This window comes from Xanthomarina sp. (genome assembly GCF_035306705.1).
GTDB lineage: Bacteria > Bacteroidota > Bacteroidia > Flavobacteriales > Flavobacteriaceae > Xanthomarina.
The window spans coordinates 1-25,076 of record NZ_DATGNO010000018.1 but is presented as its reverse complement, the minus strand read 5'-3'; the positions used below and the strand labels follow the sequence as shown (position 1 = coordinate 25,076).

Genomic DNA, 25,076 nt, shown 5'->3' with positions numbered 1-25,076 from the left:
TCAAGTTACTAGAATTTTAGCTGTTATGGCCAACTCGCCAAGACGTGTTAACTTATTAACTTCATCTGCTTGTAACGCTTCTCCAACAATTGGAATAAGCTCTTCCTTACCATCTGAAGTGATTGAAGGTAGCGATTGTGGATACCAAGACATAGAAATTACCCTAGCGTTAAATGTTGCGGCTTCTGCTAATGCCACCGCTTCTTTAACAACTTCTGGTACAGCTACAGTAAATGAGGATTACCAACTTCTTAATAACTCGGTTACTTTTACTGCTGGTTCTTTAACAGGTAGTAACACCATTACTTTAAGAATTTATGAAGATGGAATTATTGAAGCTGATGAAACCATTGTACTAAACGTTAATGTAAGTACTTCTGGCGATGCCGCCGCAACAAGCTTAGCATACACTGTTACTATTTTAAATGATGATCAAACGCTATCCAATTCTGGAGCTACAACTGTTTTTAGCGATGGTTTTGAATCTTACGCGGATTTCACCATTACTCCTGTAGGAGGTTGGACCATGTTAGATGTAGATGGAAGTAATACTTATGGAATTAATAATGCCACATTCCCTAACTCAGGATATACGGGTACTTTTATAGTATTTAATCCAAGTCAAACGACGCCTTCTTTAGCTGGAACGGTTATGGATGCACATACTGGCTCTAAAGGTTATTATAGCTTTGCTGCAGTTAATGCTCCTAATAACGATTATATTTTCACCCCACAAATTTCTCTTAACGGAACAAATAGTGAATTGAAGTTTTGGGCCAAATCTTATACAGCTCAATATGGTTTAGAACGTTTCCAGGTTGGTATTTCAACAACAAATACAAACCCTACTAGTTTTACATATATTTCAGCTGCTCCGTATGTTCAAGCTCCTGCAGAATGGACGGAATACACCTATAATCTATCTGCATACGATGGTCAAAATATTTACATAACATTCCGCAGCGTTTCTAACGATGCTTTTATCTTTATGCTTGATGATGTATCAGTTACTACAAATGTTTCTGTAAATGTTCAAACAGATGTAAATACACCTACATCTACCGCAATTAACCAAGCAGGTGAAGCTTTCTTTACAGATGGCACTTCTGGAGATATCATGTTAAGTATTGATAACACCGGTGGTTTTAACTTTGGTTGTACAGATGTTTCTGTATCCAGAGATATTGCAACGGCTGGTGCTGCCGCAGTTATGTATGGTTCTAACACAGATCCATCTAATTTTGTTACTGCCAAAACGTTCAACATTACTACTGCTGCTGCCAATACATCAGCTGCTACAAGTATGGACTTTTACTTTACAGAAGCCGAGCTTGCTGGCTGGGAAGCTATCACTGGAAATTCTAGAAATGATATGTATGTTAAGAAAGAAGGAACCAACGAAGTAGTTGCTGCAACCGTTTCTGTTTTCGATGCAGATGCTAAATTAACAGCATCGTTTACATCTGGCTTAGAAGGGACTTATATTTTTGGAACGCAAATGTCCTTATTATCTATAAACTCATTTGAGTTGAATTCGGAAATTTCAATTTATCCAAATCCAACATCTCATGTTCTTAACATTAAAACTACCAATAAAAATCTACCAGATGCTTATGTAGTTTATAACATGTTAGGACAAGTAATACTGACTCATAGAATTTCAACTGAAGCCGATTTATCTATCGATACGTCTAGCTTAAGCAATGGCATGTATTTTATTAAGATAACTAAAGAATCTAGTCAGTTATCTTTACCATTTATTAAGAAATAATTTTTAATAATAAATAAACTTAAGAGAGGATTGATGTTTATCAGTCCTCTTTTTTTATTTTTGAAGAAATAATACAATCTTGAAAATTTACAAATCACTTCAACTGGATTTTAATTTTAATACCGTTGTTACCATTGGTACTTTTGATGGGGTTCATATTGGCCATAGAAAAATTATAGAACGCTTGGTACAAACAGCTAAAAAAAGCCAATTGAAATCTGTGGTTTTGACATTTTTTCCACACCCGCGAATGGTGCTTCAAAAAGATGCCGATATTAAACTTATAAATACCATAGACGAAAGAAGTGTTATCCTGGAGCAACTTGGCCTGGATGTTTTGGTTATAAAAAAATTTACGAAAGAGTTTTCTCGTTTAACAGCGGAGGAATACGTAACAGACGTATTAGTAAAACAACTGCGCGTAAAAAAAATAATTATAGGTTACGATCATCACTTTGGTAGAAATAGAGCTGCCAATATAGAAAATCTTAAAGCCTATGGTAAAATCCACGATTTTGAAGTTGAAGAAATTTCAGCTCAAGATATTAATGAAGTTTCTGTAAGTTCTACTAAAATTAGAACAGCGCTTTTAGACGGAAACATAAAAAAAGCCAATAAGTATTTGGGGAGTTATTTTATGTTATCTGGAAACGTAGTCAAAGGAAAAGGCTTAGGAAATACCATTGGTTTTCCAACAGCTAATTTACACATTGAAGAAACTTACAAGCTTATTCCCAAACAAGGAGTTTATATAGTTAAAACCACCATCGATCATCAAGTTGTTTTTGGCATGATGAATATTGGTTTTAATCCAACCACAGACATCGATAAAAAACAAAAAATAGAAGTGCATTTTTTCAATTTCAACCAATCTATTTATAACATATCTCTAGTTATTGAATTATTGGATAGAATTAGAGACGAACATAAATTTGATTCGGTGAACGATCTCAAAGCACAACTTCAAAAAGACCAAGAAACCTCTTTAAAATACCTAGCAAAACACCATGCTGAATAAGTTCTTATTTAAACATATCGACAATAGCTCTCTCATTGTTTTTAGAATTATTTTCGGGCTTTTATGTTTTTTAGAATCGGTTGGCGCCATTTATACAGGATGGATTAAAAGAACCCTTATAGATCCAGAATTTACCTTTTCGTTTATTGGTTTGGAGTTTTTGCAACCTCTTCCTGGCAATTGGATGTATGCCTATTACGCAATCATGGGACTTTTTGGCCTGTGTATTATGCTGGGTTATAAGTACCGTTTTAGTGCCATTATGTTTACCCTGATGTGGGCGGCTACTTATTTTATGCAAAAAGCGTCGTATAACAACCATTACTATTTACTCATACTTTTAAGTGCCTTTATGGTTTTTTTACCTGCAAACAGGTATTATTCCATAGATGCGAAAAACAATCCCAATATCAAGCAATTATCCATGCCCAATTGGTGTAGACTCGTCTTTATATTCCAAATGTTAATTGTTTATACTTACGGCTCTCTGGCCAAATTTTATCCAGGTTGGTTGGACACGTCGTTTATTGAGATAATAATGAAAGGAAAACAGCATTATTTTCTGGTAGGAGACCTGCTTCAACAAAAATGGATGCATTATTTTCTTGCTTATGGCGGGATTTTATTCGATGGATTGATCATTCCATTACTCTTGTATAAACCTACTAGAAAATGGGCGTTTTTCGCTTCAATTTTCTTTCATTTGTTTAATTCCTTTGTTTTTCAAGTGGGCATATTCCCATATTTATCATTATCCTTTGCGCTTTTCTTTTTTGAACCAGAAACCATTCATCGAATATTCTTAAGAAAAAAACCTTTTTACTCTTTAAATGAAGTGCTAATTCCTTCGTATAGAAATGCTTTAATAACTCTGGGAGCCATTTATTTTATCATTCAAATAGCGCTTCCGATAAGGCATCATTTTATAAAAGACGATGTTCTTTGGACCGAAGAAGGCCATAGATTATCTTGGAGAATGATGTTACGAGCTAAACAAGGATTTGCTGTTTATAAAGTAGTTAACAAGCAAACCCAAAAGCCCACCAATATTAATTTACACGACTACTTAACCAACAAACAAATACATTTGGTATCCAGCAAACCGGATGCTATTTGGCAATTTTCGCAACGCTTAAAAGATTCCTACGCTAAAAAGGGCGAAGATGTTTCGGTGTATGTGGATTGTAAAGTTAAAATTAATGGAGGTCCCCTTAAACGACTTATAGATCCAGATGTGGACATAGCCTCTGTAAAATGGGATATTTTTAAACATTCCGATTGGATTTTGCCTTCCAACGAAACAGAAAAATCACATCAAAACCCGCTCAAATCTTCACAATAAAACCAGCTAACAATTTTACCGGCCAAGTGGGATTAAATCTCTTGGCAATTCCGTAAATTTGTGGCTTAAATTTCACAAAACATGTTACAAGTACCTTTTATTAGAGAAAATAAAGAAAACGTTATAAAACAATTAGCCGTTAGGAATATAGATGCGACTAAAATGATTGAAGACGTGATATCTTTAGATGAAGACAGAAGACAAACCCAAACCCTTTTAGACAATGCCTTGGCTGAATCCAATACACTTTCTAAAGAAATTGGAAACTTGTACAAATCGGGGAAAACTGCCGAAGCCAATATTTTAAAAGAAAGAACCACAGAACTTAAGGAAACTACCAAAGAGTTAAATGAAAAACTCAATGAAAAGGTAGAAGCTTTAAATCAACTGTTATATAAAATTCCAAACGTACCTCACATCTCTGTTCCTAAAGGATCTGCAGAAGATGATAACGAAATCGTTTTTAGTGAAGGCGTTATTCCAACTTTGGATAAGGAAGCGCTTCCACATTGGGAATTGGCCAAAAAATACGACATTATAGATTTCGAACTTGGAAACAAAATTACTGGAGCAGGATTTCCTGTTTACAAAGGAAAAGGCGCCAGATTACAACGTGCCTTAATTGCTTATTTTCTTGATAAAAACACCGATGCTGGATATACAGAATATCAGTTACCCTATTTGGTAAATGAAGCTTCTGGTTTTGGAACTGGACAATTGCCAGATAAAGAAGGACAAATGTACCATGTTACTGAAGACAATTTATATTTAATTCCAACAGCCGAAGTTCCAGGAACCAATATTTTTAGAGATGTTATTCTTGAAGAATCTCAATTACCAATTGGAATAACTGGATATACACCATGTTTTAGAAGAGAAGCAGGAAGTTATGGCGCACATGTAAGAGGTTTAAACAGATTGCACCAATTTGATAAGGTTGAAATTTTACGAATAGAACACCCAAAACGTTCGTATGAAGCCTTGGACGAAATGGTAGAACACGTAAAAACCATTTTAAAAGAATTAAAATTACCCTATAGAATTTTAAGATTATGTGGAGGAGATATTGGTTTTACCTCAGCTCTAACCTACGATTTTGAAGTGTTTTCTACAGCCCAAGAAAGATGGCTGGAAATTTCATCTGTTTCTAATTTTGAAACTTTTCAAGCCAACCGATTAAAATTGCGTTTTAGAAATAGTGAAGGCAAAAATGAATTGGCTCATACCTTAAACGGAAGCTCATTGGCTTTACCTCGAGTTCTAGCAGGAATTTTAGAAAACTATCAAACAAAAGATGGTATTGTTATTCCAGAAGTTTTAGTACCCTATACCGGATTTAAAATAATCGATTAACCTCGTAAGATTATTCTTAATTTATCGATAAAACGCTAAAAAAAGACGTTGTTCAACGATTTTTTAGCGTTTTTCTTTGTTTATTAAATTATTTTATTCAAGTTAGTAGTTCCAAATTATAAAACCTACTTACTATGAAAAATGTGGTACGAATTTTTCTACTAATTGCCTTAGTTCTTGTAGCTGGTAAAGTATTGTTTTCAGATTTCCACTTGCCTAAATCTGAAAATAAGACCATTACTATGGCTACAGCCGAATAAGACTTTAAAAAAGTGGCCTAGAAACTAAATATTGATTTGGTAGTTATTGTCCCAATCGAATACTTGAATCATGTTATATATGATTAATAGCACATTTATTTTGGTTGGTAAAATGCCTGAATTTTTTTCAGGCATTTTTTTATTTAAAAACATCTTTTGCACCACGCAATGCCATTAAAATAGAGCTCCTTCATCCCGCTTTCCTAAATCGTTCTTAAAAATCAAGATTCATACAAAATCTAAAAGCACATTTCTTATCTTTACACAAAGTCAGGTCATGAGGTTTTTACTAATTTTATTTTTGTTTGTTTGTAGCAACATGTTTTCGCAAGAAGATATTGTCGCTGCCGAATATTTCAAGAATGGCGATTTCGAAAAAGCCTTAATTTCTTATCAAAGACTTTATAACAAATCTCCCAACAACAATACCTACCTCGTGCAGTTGGTAAAATCCCATCAACAGTTAGAGAATTTTCAGGAAGCAGAAACGCTCCTACTCAATCAAATTCCTAAATTCAACTTCCCGCCTCTACTTATAGAATTAGGCTATAATTATCAGTTACAAAACAAACTGTCCGATGCCGAAATCTATTACAACAGAGCTTTAGAAACCTTAAATGAAAATCCTAATTATGTGTTTGCCATTGGACAAGCTTTCGAAGATAAATCCTTGTTGACGCATGCCATTACAGCTTACGAAAAAGCCATGGCATTAAGACCGGAACTAAATTTTAACGTGCAATTAGCTAGAATTTATGGCGAGCAAGGCAATGTTTCAAAAATGTTTGAAAGCTACTTGGATTTTGTTGAATTAAACGACTCTTATATAAACACCATTAAAAGAGCTTTTAGCGAATTTATTAGTGAAGACAGCGAGAACGAAAACAATATTATTTTAAGACGTCTGCTTCTTAAGAAAATCCAAATAGATCAAAATCTTCTTTGGAACGAGATGTTAAGTTGGTTATTTGTACAGCAAAAAGAATATAACAAAGCCTTCACCCAAGAAAAAGCCATTTTTTTTAGACACCCGGAAAGTCTCGATCGAATTGAAGAGTTAGCCCTTATTGCTTCGGCTGATAAAACCTATGACACCGCTTTAAATATTTTTACCTATTTAACAGAAACTGCCCAGGATACAGATACGCAGTTAAAGGCCCATTACCATCTTCTTGATATTAAAACCCAAATGGCCGCACCATCGGATTATCCAGCCATTTCAAATGCCTATCAAAGTATTTTTAACACCTATGGTAAACAAACCCAAACCTTACAAATACAAATTGCTTACGCACATTTTTTAGCTTTTTACAAGCATCATTCCCAAGAAGCCATAAGTATACTAAAGCAAAGTTTAGAACTACCTCTTAGCACGTTTCAAGAAGCTCAAGTAAAAATGGAATTGGGTGATGTATTGGTTTTAGAAGAAAAATTTAATGAAGCCTTAATTTATTACAGCCAAATACAACGCAATTTAAAAAATAGTACACTGGCCCAAAAAGCGAGATTTAAAGTGGCACAGACCAGTTATTATAAAGGCGATTTTAAATGGGCAGAATCCCAACTAAAAATCCTAAAATCCTCCACCTCGCAATTAATTGCCAACGATGCCTTGGATCTCATGTTGCTAATTACAGACAACAAATATGAAGACTCTACACAAACTGCCTTAAAGTTATATGCTAAGGCCGATTTACTGGCCTATCAAAACAAAACTACAGACGCCATTGTGCTTTTAGATGTAGTTTTAAACGAACATCGCGGCAAAACCATAGAAGATCAAGCGCTATTTAAACAAGCTCAGCTTTTCGAGAAAACCAAGGAATACCATAAGGCTGAAAATAATTACTTAAGCATTATTACCAATTTTAGCGACGATATTCTAGCAGATGATGCCTATTTTTATTTAGCTGAATTGTATAGAACAAAATTAGATCAACCCGAGAAAGCACAAGCTCATTACGAAAAAATAATCTTTAATTATCAAGACAGTATCTTTTTTGTTGAAGCACGAAAAAACTATAGAATGCTGCGTGGTGATGCTATCGACTAAGGATGTTCTCGTCAAGGACAGAGTTATTACATACGCAAAGAACACCTTGGAAAAATTGTAAATTCTAAACATCAAGACATGCTAGTAGCAGAAACCCACAGGCTCTTTATTACAAAATTCACCGAAAACGATGCTCCTTTCTTTTTAGAATTGGCCAATTCGCCAACTTGGATAAAATATATTGGAGATAGAGGTTTAAAAACAATTTCTGATGCCAAGAATTACTTAAAAGAGGGCACGATTAAAAGTTATACGGAATTTGGTTTTGGCTTTTATAAATTACAGTTAAAAGCAGAAAACGGAAAACCCATTGGCACCTGTGGTCTCGTAAAAAGAGATCGATTAGAGCATGTAGATTTGGGGTTTGCCATGCTTCCAGAATACGAAGGGAAAGGTTTTGGCTTTGAAGCTTCAGAAGAAATACTGGAATTGGCGAAAAACCAATTTCATTTAGATAAAATTTTGGCCATAACCTTGCCTACCAATAGTAAGTCGGTTAAATTGTTGGAAAAACTAGGTTTGGCATTCGAAAAAAGGGTGAAACCTTTTGAAGATGACGAAGAACTTTTGTTATTTGCAAAAACACTTTAATAATTTTAAAAGCTCAAAATACTTATACCTTTAAGCGCTTTAAGTAGTTGAGACATTTATAACTTTAAGCACAAATGATAATTTACAACGTAACAACAAATGTAGACGAAAGCATTCACGAGGAATGGCTTTCATGGATTAAAGAACATATCCCCCACGTTTTGGCAACAGGAAAATTTACGGAAGCCAAATTAACACGTGTTTTGGTTGAAGAAGAGATGGGCGGTGTTACCTATTCCGTGCAATACCGAGCAAAATCTAGAGAAGATTTACAAGCTTATTACAAAAATCACGCAGACAATTTAAGACAAGAAGGCTTAAAACGCTTTGCAGATAAAACCTTAGCATTTAGAACCGAATTGGAAATTATTGACGAATATTCAGTGACTTTTAACTAATTAAAACAAATAATTGTGTCTAAAGACCATCAAGTAAGAGCAAAAAAACATTTAGGTCAACATTTTTTAACCGATGAATCCATTGCCGAAAAAATAGCAAATTCCCTATCATTCAAAGGTTATAAGCAGGTACTCGAAATTGGTCCGGGCATGGGCGTTTTAACAAAATACCTTCTTAAAAAAGATTCGATAATCCATGTCATAGAAATAGACCCAGAATCTGTAGAATATTTAAAAAACAACTATCTTAATTTAGCCGATAGGGTGATAGAGCAAGATTTTTTAAAATACGATTTAAACCTTGTTTTCAACAACGAACCTTTCGCCATCATAGGAAATTTTCCATATAATATCTCTACTCAAATTGTTTTTAAAGCCTTGGAAATGCGCGATCAGATTCCAGAATTTTCAGGCATGTTTCAAAAAGAAGTCGCCCAACGTATTTGTTCTAAAGAAGGCAGCAAAGTTTATGGTATTTTATCTGTTTTAACCCAAGCGTTCTATCATGCGGAATATTTATTTACCGTGCCTCCAAGCGTATTCAATCCGCCACCAAAAGTAGAATCTGGAGTTTTGTTATTAAAACGAAAAGAAAACTACACGCTTCCGTGTGATGAGAAAATGCTTTTTAAGGTGGTAAAAACAGCCTTTCAGCAACGAAGAAAAACACTTCGAAACAGTTTAAAAACCTTCAATCTAACCGATAATTTAAAAGCAAATGGTATCTTTGACAAACGTCCGGAACAATTAGCTGTACAAGAGTTTATAGAGCTTACCCAATTGATTGAAACCGATATGAAACAATAAATCCTCTGTTATTTCCACAGAGAAAAAAGACTAGAAATCTGATGTCTGAAGAAAACGAAAACATACAATTCGAGCTAACCGACGAACTTATTGAAAAAGTAGAACAACTTATCGAAGCCAAAAACGATACAGAACTACACGAGTTATTAGCAGAATTCCATTACGCCGATATTGCCGAAATTTTAGACGAAGTCAACCTAGAAGAGGCCATGTATGTTATCAAGCTTCTAGATTCTGAAACTACTTCCTACGTGTTAATGGAACTCGATGAAGACAATCGAGAAAAGGTTCTTAGAAATCTATCGGCCAAAGAAATAGCCGAGGAAATTGAAGAGCTGGACACAGATGATGCTGCAGATATTATTGCCGAACTTCCTCAAGACAGACAACGAGAAGTTATTTCCAACATTGAAGACGAAGACCACAAAGCAGAAATTACCGAACTTTTAGCCTACGACGAAGATACGGCTGGAGGACTTATGGCAAAAGAGTTGGTAAAAGTATTTGAAACATGGACCGTGGCCGGTTGTTTGCGTAGAATTAGAGCTCAAGCACAAGAAGTTCGAAGAGTTCACTCCATTTATGTAGTTAACAAGCAGAACAAACTTATTGGACGTCTTTCTTTAAAAGATTTAATTGTTGCCAAAAGTGATCAGAAAATTGCGGATATCTACATTAAAAGTGTCGATTACGTAAAAGTACACGAAGACTCGGTAGAAGTAGCTAGAATCATGCAAAAATACGATTTGGAAGCCATTCCTGTTGTAGACGAAGACATGGTGCTTCTTGGGCGAATTACCATTGACGATATTGTGGATGTTATTCGAGAGGAAGCCGATAAAGATTATCAGTTGGCGGCAGGTATCTCTAGAGGAGTTGAAGCCGATGCCAGTATATTTAAATTAACAATCGCACGCCTACCTTGGTTATTGATTGGTATGTTTGGAGGTTTGGGTGCCGCTAGTATTATTGAGCATTTTAATGAAAGCATGGGAAGTTTTATCGTGCTTTTAAGTTTTGTGCCTTTAATACAAGCAACTGCTGGAAACGTAGGTGTACAATCCTCGGCGATTGTAGTTCAAGGTTTAGCCAACGACACCATAGATGGGAAGATTTTAAAACGTCTTTTTAAAGAGTTTATCTTAGGTCTAGTGAACGGAATCGCAATTGCATTTATAGCTTTGCTTATGAGTCATTTTGTTTTTGGAACCCCTTATATGGTTTCTTTAACCATTTCACTTTCTTTAATAACGGTTATAATTATGGCTGCTTTAATAGGTACATTTATTCCAATACTTTTAGATAAAAAAGGCATTGATCCTGCTGTGGCCACAGGGCCATTTATAACTACTAGCAACGATGTGTTTGGTATTTTAACTTACTTTGTAATCGCTAAACTTATATTAGGTTTTTAATTATGAAAGTTCTCCATCTCGATACAAATCATCCCTTATTACTTCAGCAACTTGACGCTCTAGGTTTTAAAAACGACGAAGACTATCAAGCTTCAAAAGCTGAAATAGAATCTAAAATAGCTTCTTATGATGGAATAATTATAAGGAGTCGGTTTACTATAGATAAAACCTTTCTAGACGCTGCAAAAAACCTAAAATTTATTGGTCGCGTTGGTGCTGGTTTAGAAAATATAGATTGCAAGTATGCCGAAAGCAAAGGCATTTATTTAATTTCCGCTCCAGAAGGCAATAGAAATGCCGTTGGCGAACACAGTTTGGCCTTGCTACTTTCTTTATTCAATAAACTGAATAAAGCCAATCGGGAAGTCCGTGAAGGCAAATGGTTGCGTGAAGCGAACAGAGGGGTCGAATTAGATGGAAAAACTGTAGGTTTAATTGGCTATGGAAATATGGGGAAAGCCTTTGCAAAAAAACTTTTAGGTTTTGATGTAAACGTTTTGTGCTACGATATAAAAGAGGGTGTTGGAGACAAAAATGCGAAACAAGTGTCTTTGGCAGAATTTCAAGAAAAAGTAGATGTTGTTAGTTTACATACACCAGAAACACCATTGACCATCAACCTGATAAACACCAGATTTATCCAAACTTTTAAAAAATCTTTTTGGTTAATAAACACAGCTCGTGGCAAAAGTGTTGTCACAGAAGATTTGGTTAATGCCTTAAAATCCGGAAAGATTTTAGGCGCCGGTTTGGATGTTTTAGAATACGAAAAAGCCTCGTTTGAAGATATGTTCAGCTCAACCATGCCAGAGCCTTTTCAATATTTAATAAAAGCAGATAATGTTACCCTTACACCTCACGTTGCCGGTTGGACTGTTGAAAGCAAAGAGAAATTAGCCCAAACCATTGTAAATAAAATTAAGGCAATTCCGAAACTTCGGAAGTAGTAACTTTATAGCTTAAACAAATATCAGACCATGCCATACGAAGCAAATTCTCCAGAAGACTACATCAATCAAATTCCTGAAGAACGCAAGGAGGCCCTAAATAAACTCCGGAAAATTATTAAGAACAATCTTCCAAAAGGTTTTGAGGAAGGCATCCAATATGGTATGATAGGTTATTATGTGCCTCATCGTATTTATCCAGATGGTTACCATTGCGATCCAAAAATTCCATTGCCATTTATGAGTTTAGCTTCACAAAAAAACTCTATCAACTTATACCATTCCGGCATTTATTCAAAACCAGAATTACACGATTGGTTTATAGGTGAATTTCCCAAACACTGCAAACGCAAATTAGACATGGGAAAAAGCTGTATCAGATTTAAAAAGGTGGAAGACATTCCTTTTGAACTTATTGGAAAACTTTCAAAAAAACTGACCGTTGGTGAGTGGATAGATATTTACGAGAATGCAATAAAAAAGAAGTAATTGCCCCCTTTATCAAACAACTAAAAATTAAGTTTTCAATGAAAAAACGCGTTACAGGAATTGGTGGATTGTTTTTTAAAAGTAAAGATCCAAAAGCATCAAAAGATTGGTACAAAAAACATCTGGGATTTAATACGGACGATTACGGCTGCACCTTTTGGTGGAAAGACAAAGAGGGCAAGGATTGCTCAACCCAATGGAGTCCTTTTGCCGAAGACACAAAATATTACGAGCCTTCAAAAAAAGACTTTATGTTTAATTATCGTGTAGAAAATTTGCCCGAGTTATTGACTGTTTTAAAAGAAGAAGGCGTTTCCATACTTGGAGAAATGGAAGAATACGACTATGGTAAGTTTGCTTGGATTCTTGATAATGATGGAAACAAAATTGAACTTTGGCAACCTATAGACAAGGCTTTCAAATAAAAAAAACACCATAACTTCTTAATTTTCACTATCTTTAGTAAGCACATTTTAAATCTATAAATTATGTCTGCAGAAAATAAAAATTTTGAAGATGACACTTATAAATTCTCTAGTGGTGTTTTAAAAGATGGAAAAACTATAGCTATTATTGCTCATATGACTATAGTAGGTTGGATTATTGCATTTATTATGAACAACAAAACCAAAAATGCCTATGCTTCTTTTTACATTAGACAGTCTTTAGGAGTTATGTTGGGTATTATCCTATTTACTCTTATTCCTGTTATTGGATGGATTATAGGAGTAGGTTTCTTTGTTTTATGGGTTTTTAGCTTGATTGGATCTTTAAGTGGCGAATTAAAGCACATTCCCTTTTTTGGAAACCGTTTTCAAGAATGGTTTCAATCCTTTTAGGAGGAAATTATTGTTTTAATTCAAATTCTGGCTCATAATCTAACGGAAGTGCATCTCCTATACGTTGGTTTCCTATAAAACCAGTAAATGTAATCGCTTTTATTGGCGAATGATTCCCGAAATTATCAACAAAAAAACATGCATCCTCTATTGGTTTAAGTTTTGAGCAAGAATCAGACGCATCTACTACTTCTAACTCAGGCTTAAGAAAGCAGATTTCCTTTAAGTTTGGATTTTCAGTTTCGTTCACAACTATAGCGTGCTCTGGTGCCACTTGTTGTTTTTCATAAAAAAGCTTAAACCCTTCATCCATTAAGCGATTTGAATAAACAGCTCTCATAAAATGCAAAACGGAACCTTGATAGACTTTTGTTCTTTTTTTATCGATTCTGTTACTAGGATTGTTATTCAACACTTTATAGAATGAAGTTCCAGCGTAATATACTGTTGTTGGAGAATAGCGTGTTTTTACGCGACCTTCTGTAGAATGACTTACATACTGAACCTCAAAATCCTGTAAATCGTACGCAATTTCATATTCTAAGTGCTTATTTAAAATACGTATGGGCTTTTTTGAAGATGCTATTAGTTTATCTGAAGTTTTATCATAGGTCAAGAAAATATCATCTTCATTTAAAATTTTGCAAGATTGTGCTTGTTTGGAAACCCCTAAAAAATGATTTTTAAATTCAGTCATTTTTTGTTTTCTAGTCCAGATATTTTCATAGCTAGACAACGCATCTGTTTTTCTTGACGACGTTTTATTGTCACTTAAATATATTTCGTTTAAGACACTGATTTCTTCCTCTAAATAATATTTGTAAACAAAATCATCTGAGTAGTCTTTATGAATTAATTTTTTATACCCTAAAAATGAAATAACCAATGAGGTTTGTAGTTCCTTATTTATATCTATTTTAAAAACACCATTTATGTTTGTGATTGTTCCTTTGGTGGTACCATCAAAATAAATGGTGACACCTTCCATGGGTTCTTGGCTTTTTTTGTCGTAAACAATACCCGAAACCTGCTGAGCGCAAAGTGGTGCCACAGTCATTAAAAAAGTGAAAATAAAGGTAATTTTATGCCTCATTCTGTTCCGAGAGCTTCTGTTCCAATTCCGCTTGAAATTCTTCCATAACGGGGCGAACAGTACTTTCTGGTAAATCGGCTATTTTAATATACATCAAACCATCTACTGCATTGTTAAATAGTGGGTCCACGTTAAAAGCCACCAATTTCGCATTCTGTTTGATGTATTTTTTAAGCAATACTGGCAAGCGTAAGGATCCTGGCTCCAACTCGTCAATAATTTTATCGAATTTGTTTAAATCGGCTTCGGTTTCATCAAAAACAAAGTCTTTATCGGCATCTTTTAATTTTACCTTAAACTCTTTTTTAGGATGGACATATTGCGCAATATATGGATCGTAATAATGGGATTTCATAAACTCAATCATCAACGATTTAGAGAAATTTGAAAACTGGTTGCTAATACTTACGCCACCAATTAAAAATTTATGCTCCGGATAACGCAAAGTGGTATGTACAATACCTTTCCATAATAAAAATAATGGCATGGGTTTTTGTTGGTATTCCTTAACAATAAACGCACGGCCCATTTCTATGGACTGGCTCATCATTTTATGTAATTCTGGCTCGAACCTAAATAAATCTTGCAAATAAAATCCATCAATACCAAATTTAGCAAATATTTGGGATCCCAATCCCATTCTATATGCCCCAACTATTAGCTCTCTTTCACTGTCCCAAAGAAACATATGGTGATAGTAAGTATCAAAAGTATCTAAATCGATAGATTCATTGGTACCCTCGCCTACTTCTCTAAAGGTAATTTCACGAAGTCTTCCAATTTCCCTTAAAATGTTTGGTATCTCATTGCTCGTAGCCAAAAACACCTCGTAATTTTTACTTTGCAACAATCTAAAATCGCCAGTCCTAAGCGTTTCAACCTCTTGCTTCATGATATCCTTAGAGATAGGTGTTACAATTAGTTTTGGTGGTTTGGGAACTTTTAAAGTGGATGAAATATGACTTAATAAATTCCCTTTTTCATCGAAGGAATTTGAAAGCATATAGGTTTTCTTTCTTATAAATTCTGAAAATCCTTCCAGAGTAGGATATTCCTTTTGATCTGCCACCGTAATCGGCCTTCCAATACGCACTTTAATGGTTCTTCGTTTTTGGGTTAATAATTCCGAAGGTAATTTTGCCGTTCTGAACGTGTCGCTTATTTTAGATAATTTATAAAAAAGCTGACTGTTTCTAGCGTGAAAATAAATAGGTACTACAGGAACTTCTGCTTTTTGAATAAGCTTCATTGCCGATTCTTCCCAAGGTTTATCTATCAATAATTTCCCATCTCTATACGTGGAAACCTCTCCTGCTGGAAAAACTCCCAAAGGCGAACCTTCCTTTAAATGTTTGATGGCATTTTTAAAACCAGCAATACTGGATTTAATGTCTTTTTTGTTTTCAAACGGATTAACAGGAATAATATATGGTTTTAATGGCTCGATTCTATGAAGCAGAAAATTAGCCATTATTTTAAAATCCTCACGCTGCTCCAACATAAGTTTTAAAAGCAAAATGCCATCAATACCTCCTAAAGGATGATTGGATACCGTAATATAAGTACCGTCCTTTGGCAAACGTTTTAAATCTTCTTCAGGAATTTCAAACTTAATCTGAAAATCATGTAAAATTCCATTTAAAAAATCGGTTTTTTCTAGATGTTTGTTTCGGTTATAAATATCGTTAAGTGTTGATATTTTTAACACCTTCATAAGTACCCATCCTACAAAGGTTCCCACAAAACCGTATGAATCCAATTGTATGGCTTTAGCTACCTCTTTGGCAGATACCAATCCTTTATCTAGTTGTTTAGTCATGAATACAAATGTAGTGAAAATGTTTATTTAGTAACCAACTGCATGGTTTCTTGTGTTAATTGCTTCAACAATATCTCTTTATCCTTTTCCATTTGCGCTTTAGTAGCCTCGGTATAGTGCCTTATGGTATATAAAGATACGTCTTCTATACAGGTTACTTTAAAGGTTGCTTTTAAATGTTGCAAGAGTTCGTTTAAATTTTGATATAAATCCTCCACACAAACCGAAAATGTAATGGCAGAATTTTGAATAACGCCTACCTTCATTTTATACAAATGCAAGAGTTTAAAAATCTCACTGATATTTTCTTCTACGATGTACGAAAAATCTAAAGATGACAAAGAAATAAGCACCTGATTTTTCTTAACAATAAAGCAAGGGATCTGCGGATCCAAACCAGCCTCTTTACAAACCATCGTGCCTTTGCCTTCCGGATTTAAAAAAGATTTAACATACAAAGGAATTTCCTTTCTTTGTAGTGGCTGCAAGGTTTTTGGATGAATAACCGAAGCGCCGTAAAATGCCAACTCAATGGCTTCTCTATATGAAATTCTATTGAGTAATTGGGCGTTCTCAAAATAACGTGGATCGGCATTTAAAACCCCTGGAACATCTTTCCAAATGGTCACGCTTTCCGCATTTAAACAATAAGCAAAAATGGCGGCCGTGTAATCGCTCCCTTCCCGACCCAAAGTTGTGGTAAAATTATTAGAATCACTTCCTAAAAAACCTTGAGTAATGTTTAATTGGTTTCTGTTGAAGTTTGCGTTTATTCTTTTTTGGGTTTCTTCCCAATTAACATTGGCCGTTCTGTAATAATTATCGGTTTTTATAAACTCCCGAACATCCAAATATCGATTTTTTATGTTCAAATCGTTTAAGCATTCACTCACTATGGTTGAAGAAACCAACTCTCCAAACCCAATAACCTGATCGTAAACAAAATTATAATCTGGCGATTTGTTTCTATCTAAAAACGCCTTTAAATCATTGAATAAAGTAGATACTTTTTTAAAAACCTCATGCTTTTCGTTATCGAACAAGTCCAATAAAATAGCATTATGAAATTTAAAAACATCCTGAATGGAACTTTGCAATTGCTTGGATTGGTCGAAATAATTTTTTACAACAATTTCTAAAGCATTGGTGGTTTTTCCCATGGCAGAAACCACTATCAAAGTGTCCTTATAGCCTGTTTTATTTAAAACATTTACTAAATTCTTTACGCTTTTGGCATCCTTTATCGATGCGCCTCCAAATTTAAATACCTGCATTATAATTTTGATAAATATGCTTTAATTCCTTCTTCGTTTAACTGAACCAGGTCCCAGTCACGCATTACCTTAGCTCCTTTTTTCTCGTAAAATGCAATGGCGTCCTCATTCCAATCTATCACATCCCAACTGATGCGTTTTACACCTAATTGATGGCCATAAACAACCACTTGATCGAGTAACTTAGTGCCAATTTGCATGCCACGCATTTCTTGGGTTACCACCAAATCTTCCAAATGCAAAACAGGACCTTTCCAAGTAGAATAGCGCATATAAACCAAAGCCATTCCTTCAATTTTGTTATTTACTTCGGCTACAAAACATGTAAATTTAGGATCTTGGCCAAATCCATCATGTTCTAAATCGGCAGGTTTTATTTCTACGGCATCTGGTTCTTTTTCGAAGATAGCCAAAGCTTTTATTAAATTATAAACAGCCAGCATATCTTCTTTTTTTGCCTTTCTAATTAAAATTTGCATATAGAAATTTTGAGGATAAAGATAGTTTAAAGTTGTTTATTATCTATTTGGAAAGTGCTGTTGTTTGCTAAAAAACACGATATTTGCAATACAAACAACACATTGTAACTTCATGGCTAGAAAAAATCAAACTTTAGGAGAGTTTATTATTGAAAACCAATCGTCTTTTAAATATACTTCTGGAGAACTATCTCGACTTATTAACTCCATACGCTTGGCTGCAAAAGTAGTTAATCATGAAGTAAACAAGGCAGGTTTAGTAGATATTATTGGTTCTGTTGGCGACACAAATATTCAGGGTGAAGAGCAACAAAAACTTGATGTTTATGCCAACGAAAAGTTTATCCAAACCTTAAAAAATAGAAATATTGTTTGCGGAATCGCTAGTGAAGAAGAGGATACTTTTATTTCTATTAATAGTCAAGACAAAAACAATCAAAATAAATATGTGGTGCTTATCGATCCTTTAGATGGCTCATCAAACATTGATGTTAATGTTTCTGTAGGTACTATTTTTTCAGTATATAGACGTATTTCTCCTGTAGGAAGTCCGGTTAATATAAACGATTTCCTTCAAAAAGGAAGTCAGCAAGTAGCTGCAGGCTATATTGTTTATGGTACTTCAACCATGCTGGTTTATACCACTGGAGATGGTGTTAACGGGTTTACCCTAAATCCAGCGATAGGAACTTTTTACTTATCGCATCCAAAAATGACCTTCCCTGAAAACGGGCATATTTACTCTGTAAACGAAGGGAATTACATTCATTTCCCTCAAGGCATTAAAGACTATATTAAATATTGCCAAATGGAAGAGGACGACAGACCATATACCAGTAGATATATAGGCTCTTTAGTTTCAGATTTTCATAGAAACATGATAAAAGGAGGCATTTACCTGTATCCAAAAAGTTCGAAAACCAATAATGGAAAACTGCGTTTACTTTACGAATGCAATCCCATGGCTTTTTTAGCCGAAGAAGCAAATGGTAAGGCTAGTGATGGTTTTACAAGAATTCTAGATATTGAACCAACTGAATTGCACCAACGTGTGCCCTTTATTTGCGGCAGTAGAAATATGGTTGAAAAAGCTGAGGAATTTATGCGAAACGCCAAGAAATAGATATATTTTAAAACAAAAAAACGAGCTATATAAAAATACAGCTCGTTTTTTTATGTTTTATAAATAGCTTATTAGCTATTCATGTTTTTCATTTCTTCTATAAAAGTATCAATATCTACTCCATTACTCACCAACACTAAGGCTTTATCCACGATATATTTCACGTTGTCTGGTGTAAAACCTAATCCAACCGCAATCTTTTTAAGTACCAAAACCTCACTATCTCCTTTAATGTGATCTACATAAACCATACGTGCCAAATCGTATAAACGCTCTAAACGTCTCTCGTATGAAGTTGGAGGATTGATAGGATGCGATTGATAATTCTTTAAAATAGAACGATATTCTTCATCGTTAATATCCAAGTTATGAGCCAACCGATCCAAGAATAATTTTTCTTGTTCTGTAATGATTCCATCGTCCATGGCTACTCTAACTATAGCTGCAAAATGATCGGAGTTGCGTTGCTTAAATCCGCTATCAAATAAATCTGAAAATGACATATAATCTTGTTTTAAAATCCTTTGGTTTGGCTGCAAATATAGTTAAAGTATATACGTTATAAACTAAAAAAAAACTTTTTTTAGTTGCTTTTAATTGGTGCAAAAAGCGGTTTTAAATCACCTCATTCAACCGATAAAAACATTTTCCAGTAAATATTAGATAAAAAGACAATAGTTATTCAACTAAAAAAATGAAACATTATCTTTGCCAAAAATAAATTGTCTTGGGTAAAAATAACCTCTCGCAAATATATGCACAGGCTTTGCAAACGCAGAATCTGCAAATTGCTATTGCCAAAAACCAAAATAAATCGCATTTAAAAGGCCTTGTTGGCTCTTCACTTTCCTTTGTTCTAACGGAAACTTTTAAGCAAGCAGACAAGCCCTTTTTACTTGTTTTTAACGACAAGGAGGAAGCTGCATTTTATCTCAACGATTTAGAGAGTTTACTTAACGATAAGGATGTACTTTTTTATCCGGGAAGCTATAGAAGACCTTATCAAATTGAGGAAACCGATAATGCCAACGTGTTGTTAAGAGCTGAAGTTTTAAATAGAATTAATTCTCGAAAAAAACCAGCCATTATCGTTACCTATCCAGATGCTTTATTTGAAAAAGTAGTGACTAGAAAAGAGCTAGAACGCAACACGCTTAAAATTTCCTTGAACGATAATTTATCTATCGATTTTGTTAACGAAGTCCTGTTTGAATACAAGTTTAAACGTGTAGATTTTGTGACAGAACCTGGCGAATTTTCAGTGCGTGGCGGGATTGTGGATGTCTTTTCATTTAGTAATGACGAACCCTACCGAATCGAGTTTTTTGGAGATGAAGTGGATAGCATTAGAACCTTCGATGTAGAAACACAACTTTCTACCGAGCAAATCAAGAAAATAAATATCATTCCAAATGTTGCCAATAAGCTTATTGAAGAAAGCAGACAGAGTTTTTTAGATTATATGGCTTCAAAAACAGTGGTTTTTACTAAAAACAGCGATTTGATGTTTTCTAGAATCGATGATTTTTTTGAGAAAGCCGTAGAAGCTTTTAAAAGCCTAACCTCCGAATTAAAACATGCCGAACCAGATGAATTATTCTGTAATTCGACCTTATTAAAAAAGCAACTATTGGATTTTACTTTGGTGGAATTTGGAACCCAATCCTTTTTTAACACGCAAGGACACACAATTGCATTCAACACCACACCTCAACCTTCATTTAATAAGCAATTTAACCTTTTAATTGAAAACCTAAATACCAATCACGACAAAGGGTTTGTCAATTATATTGCCTGCGTAAGCGATCAACAGGCTAAAAGATTTCATGACATTTTTGAGGATGCCGAAGAAGAGGTTCATTATAAAACCATTGTTTTACCGCTTTACCAAGGTTTTGTTGACAACGAAAATAAAATATGCTGTTACACCGATCATCAAATCTTTGAACGTTACCATAAATTTCATTTAAAAAATGGCTACGCCAAAAAACAAGCTATTACTCTTAAAGAACTTACAAATCTTGAAATTGGCGATTATATTACCCATATCGACCATGGAATAGGGCGTTTTGGAGGATTACAAAAAATAGATGTTGAAGGAAAAAAACAAGAAGCCATCAAATTAATTTATGGCGAACGAGATATTTTGTATTTAAGCATTCATTCACTTCATAAAATCTCGAAGTTTAATGGAAAGGACGGAAAACCACCAAAAGTTTATAAACTTGGGTCGGCTGCCTGGAAAAACCTAAAACAAAAAACAAAAACCAGAGTCAAGGAAATTGCATTTAACCTCATTCAAGTTTATGCCAAGCGCAAACTGGAAAAGGGCTATCAATATCAACCCGATAGCTCCATGCAATTAGAACTGGAATCTTCTTTTATTTATGAAGACACGCCAGACCAAACCACAGCAACAGCAGATATAAAATCTGATATGGAAAGCGAGCGACCTATGGACCGATTGGTTTGTGGCGATGTGGGCTTTGGAAAAACAGAAGTTGCTATTCGCGCAGCCTTTAAAGCTGTAGATAACGGCAAGCAAGTAGCTATTTTAGTGCCAACAACCATTTTGGCCTACCAACATTCCCGAACTTTTAGAGAACGTTTAAAGGATTTCCCTGTAACAATTGAGTATCTAAACCGTTTTAGAACGGCTAAGGAAAAAAAAGAAACTTTAGAAGGCTTAGAAAAAGGAACCGTGGATATTATAATTGGAACCCATCAATTAGTCAACAAAAATGTCAAGTTTAAAGATTTGGGTTTATTAATTGTGGACGAAGAACAAAAATTTGGAGTTGCTGTAAAAGAAAAACTTAGAACGCTTAAAGAGCATGTCGACGTGTTGACCTTAACAGCGACGCCAATTCCTAGAACACTTCAGTTTAGTTTAATGGCCGCAAGGGATTTATCGGTTATTACCACGCCTCCTCCAAATCGATATCCTATAGAAAGCCATGTGGTTCGTTTTAGCGAAGAAAACATAAGAGATGCCATTACCTACGAAATTCAACGTGGCGGACAAGTTTTCTTTATTCATAACCGAATAGAAAACATCAAGGAAGTAGCTGGGATGATCCAACGTTTGGTTCCAGATGCCAAAATTGGAATTGGTCATGGACAAATGGAAGGAAAAAAACTAGAGCAACTTATGTTGGCTTTTATTAATGGTGAATTTGATGTTTTAATCAGCACAACCATTGTAGAAAGCGGTTTGGATGTTCCAAATGCCAATACCATTTTCATTAATAATGCGAATAATTTTGGATTGAGCGATTTACACCAAATGCGTGGACGTGTAGGCCGAAGCAATAAAAAAGCCTTCTGTTATTTTATTACCCCAGATTATTCAGCGATGACTGATGATGCCAGAAAACGGATTACAGCTTTAGAGCAGTTTTCTGAACTTGGCAGTGGTTTCAACATTGCTATGAAAGATTTGGAGATTCGTGGCGCTGGCGATTTATTAGGTGGTGAACAAAGTGGTTTTATTAATGATATTGGGTTTGACACTTATCAGAAAATATTAAGTGAAGCCATAGAAGAACTTAAGGAAAATGAATTTAAAGATCTTTATGAAGATGATGGTAAAGAAAAAGAATATGTCAAAGATGTCACCATAGATTCTGATTTAGAAATGCTGTTCCCAGACGATTATGTCAATAATATTTCTGAACGTTTAAACCTTTATACCCAACTCAATAACATGAAAACCGAAGAAGAACTTCAAAAATTCGAATCGGAAATCGTCGATCGATTTGGAGAATTACCAACCCAAGTGGTCGATTTATTTAATAGCGTTCGCATTAAATGGCTAGCTACTAAAATGGGACTGGAAAAAGTTGTGATGAAACAAGGTAAACTTATTGGATATTTTATAACCGATCAGAAAAGTGGCTATTATCAAAGTGGTGGTTTTACAAAGGTTTTACAATATGTTCAAGCGCATCCAGCTGCGTGTAGGATGAAAGAAAAACAAACTAGAAACGGTTTGCGTTTATTACTGACTTTCGAGAATATAAAAACCGTAAAACAAGCGTTGGCAGTTTTAAGGCCTATTGTAAATTAACTAATGAGATTCCCTATATCCTGTCTGCCGACTGACAAGCGTGGGAATTAAAAATGATAAAACGCATCTTCGTAATGTGTGAGTTCTTCGATGGATTTATTTTTTATAATGGCTATAATATCGAAACGCGTTTCAAGCGAAATATTATGTTCATTTAAATAAGCGTCCATGGCTTTTACGAGAAGCTTGATTTTCCCGGGACTCACAAAACTTTGTGGATCGCCAAAAAAGTCTGAATTTCTAGTTTTCACCTCAACACATACCATGCGATCTCCTGCTTTGGTTTTGGCAATAATATCCACTTCGGCCCGATCGTAATAATAATTACGTTCCAAAATTTGATATCCTTTTTTTAAAAGATAATCGGTAGCAAATTTCTCGCCCCATTCGCCAAGTTCGTTATGATACGCCATAGTATTTCCCATGTAAATGGGAGTCTTTTTTAACGTAGGAATCTCTTCGTGCCCACTACGTTTATATTTATAAATACAAAAGCATCTTCTCGCAAATATTTTTAAACCACCCAGACTTTTCAGGTTTCAAAAGTATATACCTCATCAAAAACCACCATCGTTTTATTAAACTAAAGATAACCAACTCCCATCCATTAAACAATAGCTGCATGTTTATTCCCTTTTAAAAAAGCAAATCCTACAATAAGTGGTACTTTTGCATATTAATAAAACAACGGCTCTTATGGCAACCATTAAATGTCCCAATTGTGGTGTTTATAATACAGGTAGAGATTATTGCGAAGCATGCAACACCGTCTTATCTTATAAAATAAGACGTGAACTTGTTTTTAAAAAAGAGGAAGAAGCGCGTTTAAAAGAACTCGCAACCCAAGTAAAAAAACCGTCTTTTTTTGAAAAATATAGCAACCATCGGTTTTTAATAGTGCGTGTATTTACTAAAATTATCCGTTCTATCTGGCTTGGGTTTATGGCTATTGGAATGTTTATTGCTTGGTTAATTTCAGCTGTAGTTGCATGAAAATTCTTAAAAACCCCATTCTTATTGGTTTCTGTTTTATCGCTTTGTTTATATATATTGCAAATCGATTGGCCTTACCGCTCCCTTCTTGGGTTTACTTTTATGTAAACGATTTTCTATGTATGCCCATAGTGTTAAGTTTTAGTTTGGCCATACTTCGTTATATAAAAAAATCGGATCTTATTTATGTGCCTTTAAGCATCATCCTAATTATGACGGCTTATTACGCCATTTATTTTGAATGGCTGATGCCAAAACTCCATACACGTTATACTGGAGATTTAATAGATGTGGTACTTTATTTTATTGGCGCTTTTTTATTTTATGTATTTCAAAAAAGGTTGTTTTGAAACCTGAAAGGTCTGTAAAGGTTATTCGTCACGAATACACGAATATATTTTTTAAAATATTCCAACCCGCTATAAGTTAATCCTTTAAAATGTTTGTTTTAGAAAAGATCCTGGAGTTCCAAAATTCCTGGATAAAACCTGAAAGGTCTACGTTTTAATTATTTTCAAAAACAACCGTCGTTTTATCTTTAGCAACAGTCATTTTTACCGTTCTGCCTAAAATCATCGCGCGATTGTCTTTTTCATGACCGGCAGGCATATTAAAGGCTATTGGAAAATTATATTCGGAAAGCGCATCTAAAATAAGTTGCTCGATCGAGCTTCCCCAAGAAGTGGTGTTTTTTCTTATTTTACTCATGTCTCCAACCAAAAGTCCTGCACAATTATCGAAATATCCTGCTCGTTTTAAACTTTGTAACATGCGATCGATATGGTATTTATACTCGCCTATTTCTTCAATAAACAAGATTTTCCCACTCGTATCCAAACTCGTTTTAGAGCCCAACATGGTATGCAACATGGTTAGATTCCCTCCTACTAAAGGAGCTGAAACCGTTCCTGTTTTATTATAATCCGACCCTTTTAACGTATAA

24 protein-coding genes and 1 pseudogene are annotated in these 25,076 nt (G+C 34.6%); 18 read left to right on the top strand and 7 right to left on the bottom strand.

The features are described from left to right. From VKY47_RS01315 to VKY47_RS01250, 14 genes are all read left to right on the top strand, one after another. A partial coding sequence (locus tag VKY47_RS01315; RefSeq protein WP_324309730.1) for a T9SS-dependent choice-of-anchor J family protein occupies positions 1 to 1,771 on the top strand: 1,771 nt, incomplete at its 5' end. A 79-nt stretch (positions 1,772 to 1,850) separates the two neighbouring features. After that, positions 1,851 to 2,789 carry a bifunctional riboflavin kinase/FAD synthetase gene (locus tag VKY47_RS01310; protein WP_324309728.1) on the top strand — a complete coding sequence of 313 codons (939 nt, stop codon included), beginning with the start codon at positions 1,851 to 1,853 and terminating at the stop codon, positions 2,787 to 2,789. Then, the gene (locus VKY47_RS01305) at positions 2,779 to 4,131 is read left to right on the top strand and encodes an HTTM domain-containing protein (protein WP_324309727.1); all 1,353 of its coding nucleotides are present in this window, start codon (positions 2,779 to 2,781) and stop codon (positions 4,129 to 4,131) included. Before VKY47_RS01310 ends, VKY47_RS01305 begins: the two co-directional genes overlap by 11 nt. An 81-nt stretch (positions 4,132 to 4,212) precedes the next feature. Beyond that, entirely contained in the window at positions 4,213 to 5,484 is a 1,272-nt protein-coding gene (gene serS / locus VKY47_RS01300; protein ID WP_324309725.1) for a serine--tRNA ligase, read from the top strand. A 134-nt stretch (positions 5,485 to 5,618) separates the two neighbouring features. Next, positions 5,619 to 5,744, top strand: coding sequence for a hypothetical protein (locus tag VKY47_RS01295; RefSeq protein ID WP_324309723.1), 126 nt, complete (start codon positions 5,619 to 5,621; stop codon positions 5,742 to 5,744). Positions 5,745 to 6,021: 277 nt separating this feature from the next. Then, positions 6,022 to 7,797: a tetratricopeptide repeat protein gene (locus VKY47_RS01290; protein ID WP_324309721.1), complete on the top strand. Its 1,776-nt coding sequence runs from the start codon at positions 6,022 to 6,024 to the stop codon at positions 7,795 to 7,797. A 78-nt stretch (positions 7,798 to 7,875) separates the two neighbouring features. Further along, complete coding sequence (locus VKY47_RS01285) at positions 7,876 to 8,388, top strand: GNAT family N-acetyltransferase (protein WP_324309719.1); 513 nt, start codon at positions 7,876 to 7,878, stop codon at positions 8,386 to 8,388. Positions 8,389 to 8,462: 74 nt separating this feature from the next. Next, complete coding sequence (locus VKY47_RS01280; protein ID WP_324309717.1) at positions 8,463 to 8,786, top strand: DUF4286 family protein; 324 nt, start codon at positions 8,463 to 8,465, stop codon at positions 8,784 to 8,786. Between the two features lie 15 nt (positions 8,787 to 8,801). Then, positions 8,802 to 9,593 (top strand): 16S rRNA (adenine(1518)-N(6)/adenine(1519)-N(6))-dimethyltransferase RsmA, encoded by a 792-nt coding sequence (rsmA, locus tag VKY47_RS01275; RefSeq protein ID WP_324309715.1) that lies wholly within the window; start codon positions 8,802 to 8,804, stop codon positions 9,591 to 9,593. Positions 9,594 to 9,634: 41 nt separating this feature from the next. Then, on the top strand, positions 9,635 to 11,008 hold the full coding sequence (gene mgtE, locus VKY47_RS01270; RefSeq protein WP_324309713.1) for a magnesium transporter: 1,374 nt from the start codon (positions 9,635 to 9,637) through the stop codon (positions 11,006 to 11,008). A gap of 2 nt (positions 11,009 to 11,010) precedes the next feature. Further along, positions 11,011 to 11,955, top strand: coding sequence for a 2-hydroxyacid dehydrogenase (locus VKY47_RS01265; RefSeq protein WP_324309711.1), 945 nt, complete (start codon positions 11,011 to 11,013; stop codon positions 11,953 to 11,955). A gap of 30 nt (positions 11,956 to 11,985) precedes the next feature. After that, on the top strand, positions 11,986 to 12,444 hold the full coding sequence (locus VKY47_RS01260) for a DUF1801 domain-containing protein (RefSeq protein ID WP_324309710.1): 459 nt from the start codon (positions 11,986 to 11,988) through the stop codon (positions 12,442 to 12,444). Between the two features lie 38 nt (positions 12,445 to 12,482). Then, the gene (locus VKY47_RS01255) at positions 12,483 to 12,869 is read left to right on the top strand and encodes a VOC family protein (RefSeq protein ID WP_324309709.1); all 387 of its coding nucleotides are present in this window, start codon (positions 12,483 to 12,485) and stop codon (positions 12,867 to 12,869) included. A gap of 63 nt (positions 12,870 to 12,932) precedes the next feature. Beyond that, positions 12,933 to 13,283 (top strand): DUF4870 domain-containing protein, encoded by a 351-nt coding sequence (locus tag VKY47_RS01250; RefSeq protein ID WP_324309707.1) that lies wholly within the window; start codon positions 12,933 to 12,935, stop codon positions 13,281 to 13,283. Positions 13,284 to 13,290: 7 nt separating this feature from the next. Here the strand turns inward: VKY47_RS01250 and VKY47_RS01245 are convergent, their stop codons facing one another. Genes VKY47_RS01245 through VKY47_RS01230 form a run of 4 tightly spaced genes read right to left on the bottom strand, consistent with a single transcriptional unit; the run spans position 13,291 to position 17,948 of the window. After that, a complete protein-coding gene (locus tag VKY47_RS01245; protein WP_324309706.1) occupies positions 13,291 to 14,376 on the bottom strand; it encodes a carboxypeptidase-like regulatory domain-containing protein in 1,086 nt (361 codons plus the stop codon). Then, positions 14,366 to 16,195: a lysophospholipid acyltransferase family protein gene (locus VKY47_RS01240; protein ID WP_324309703.1), complete on the bottom strand. Its 1,830-nt coding sequence runs from the start codon at positions 16,193 to 16,195 to the stop codon at positions 14,366 to 14,368. Before VKY47_RS01240 ends, VKY47_RS01245 begins: the two co-directional genes overlap by 11 nt. Positions 16,196 to 16,218: 23 nt before the next feature. Then, positions 16,219 to 17,469 carry an aspartate kinase gene (locus VKY47_RS01235; protein ID WP_324309701.1) on the bottom strand — a complete coding sequence of 417 codons (1,251 nt, stop codon included), beginning with the start codon at positions 17,467 to 17,469 and terminating at the stop codon, positions 16,219 to 16,221. After that, positions 17,469 to 17,948 (bottom strand): GNAT family N-acetyltransferase, encoded by a 480-nt coding sequence (locus VKY47_RS01230; RefSeq protein ID WP_324309699.1) that lies wholly within the window; start codon positions 17,946 to 17,948, stop codon positions 17,469 to 17,471. Before VKY47_RS01230 ends, VKY47_RS01235 begins: the two co-directional genes overlap by 1 nt. A gap of 112 nt (positions 17,949 to 18,060) precedes the next feature. Between VKY47_RS01230 and fbp the strand changes: the two genes are divergently transcribed. Further along, positions 18,061 to 19,071: a class 1 fructose-bisphosphatase gene (gene fbp / locus VKY47_RS01225; protein ID WP_324309698.1), complete on the top strand. Its 1,011-nt coding sequence runs from the start codon at positions 18,061 to 18,063 to the stop codon at positions 19,069 to 19,071. Positions 19,072 to 19,142: 71 nt separating this feature from the next. Here the strand turns inward: fbp and VKY47_RS01220 are convergent, their stop codons facing one another. Further along, positions 19,143 to 19,574 carry a tellurite resistance TerB family protein gene (locus VKY47_RS01220; protein WP_324309696.1) on the bottom strand — a complete coding sequence of 144 codons (432 nt, stop codon included), beginning with the start codon at positions 19,572 to 19,574 and terminating at the stop codon, positions 19,143 to 19,145. Positions 19,575 to 19,798: 224 nt separating this feature from the next. Here VKY47_RS01220 and mfd point away from each other — a divergent pair, with 224 nt between their 5' ends. Then, a complete protein-coding gene (gene mfd, locus VKY47_RS01215) occupies positions 19,799 to 23,140 on the top strand; it encodes a transcription-repair coupling factor (RefSeq protein WP_324309694.1) in 3,342 nt (1,113 codons plus the stop codon). 47 nt (positions 23,141 to 23,187) lie between these two features. On the opposite strand, the gene VKY47_RS01210 is transcribed toward mfd, so the two are convergent. Continuing rightward, positions 23,188 to 23,553: a YraN family protein gene (locus VKY47_RS01210; protein WP_324309732.1), complete on the bottom strand. Its 366-nt coding sequence runs from the start codon at positions 23,551 to 23,553 to the stop codon at positions 23,188 to 23,190. Positions 23,554 to 23,836: 283 nt separating this feature from the next. Here VKY47_RS01210 and VKY47_RS01205 point away from each other — a divergent pair, with 283 nt between their 5' ends. Then, positions 23,837 to 24,133 carry a hypothetical protein gene (locus VKY47_RS01205; RefSeq protein ID WP_324309693.1) on the top strand — a complete coding sequence of 99 codons (297 nt, stop codon included), beginning with the start codon at positions 23,837 to 23,839 and terminating at the stop codon, positions 24,131 to 24,133. Next, positions 24,130 to 24,483: a hypothetical protein gene (locus VKY47_RS01200; RefSeq protein WP_324309691.1), complete on the top strand. Its 354-nt coding sequence runs from the start codon at positions 24,130 to 24,132 to the stop codon at positions 24,481 to 24,483. The genes VKY47_RS01205 and VKY47_RS01200 overlap by 4 nt, the downstream gene beginning before the upstream one ends. Before the next feature lie 154 nt (positions 24,484 to 24,637). On the opposite strand, the pseudogene VKY47_RS01195 reads toward VKY47_RS01200, so the two are convergent. After that, positions 24,638 to 25,076 (bottom strand): annotated as a pseudogene (locus tag VKY47_RS01195) (LD-carboxypeptidase); the annotation flags it as partial.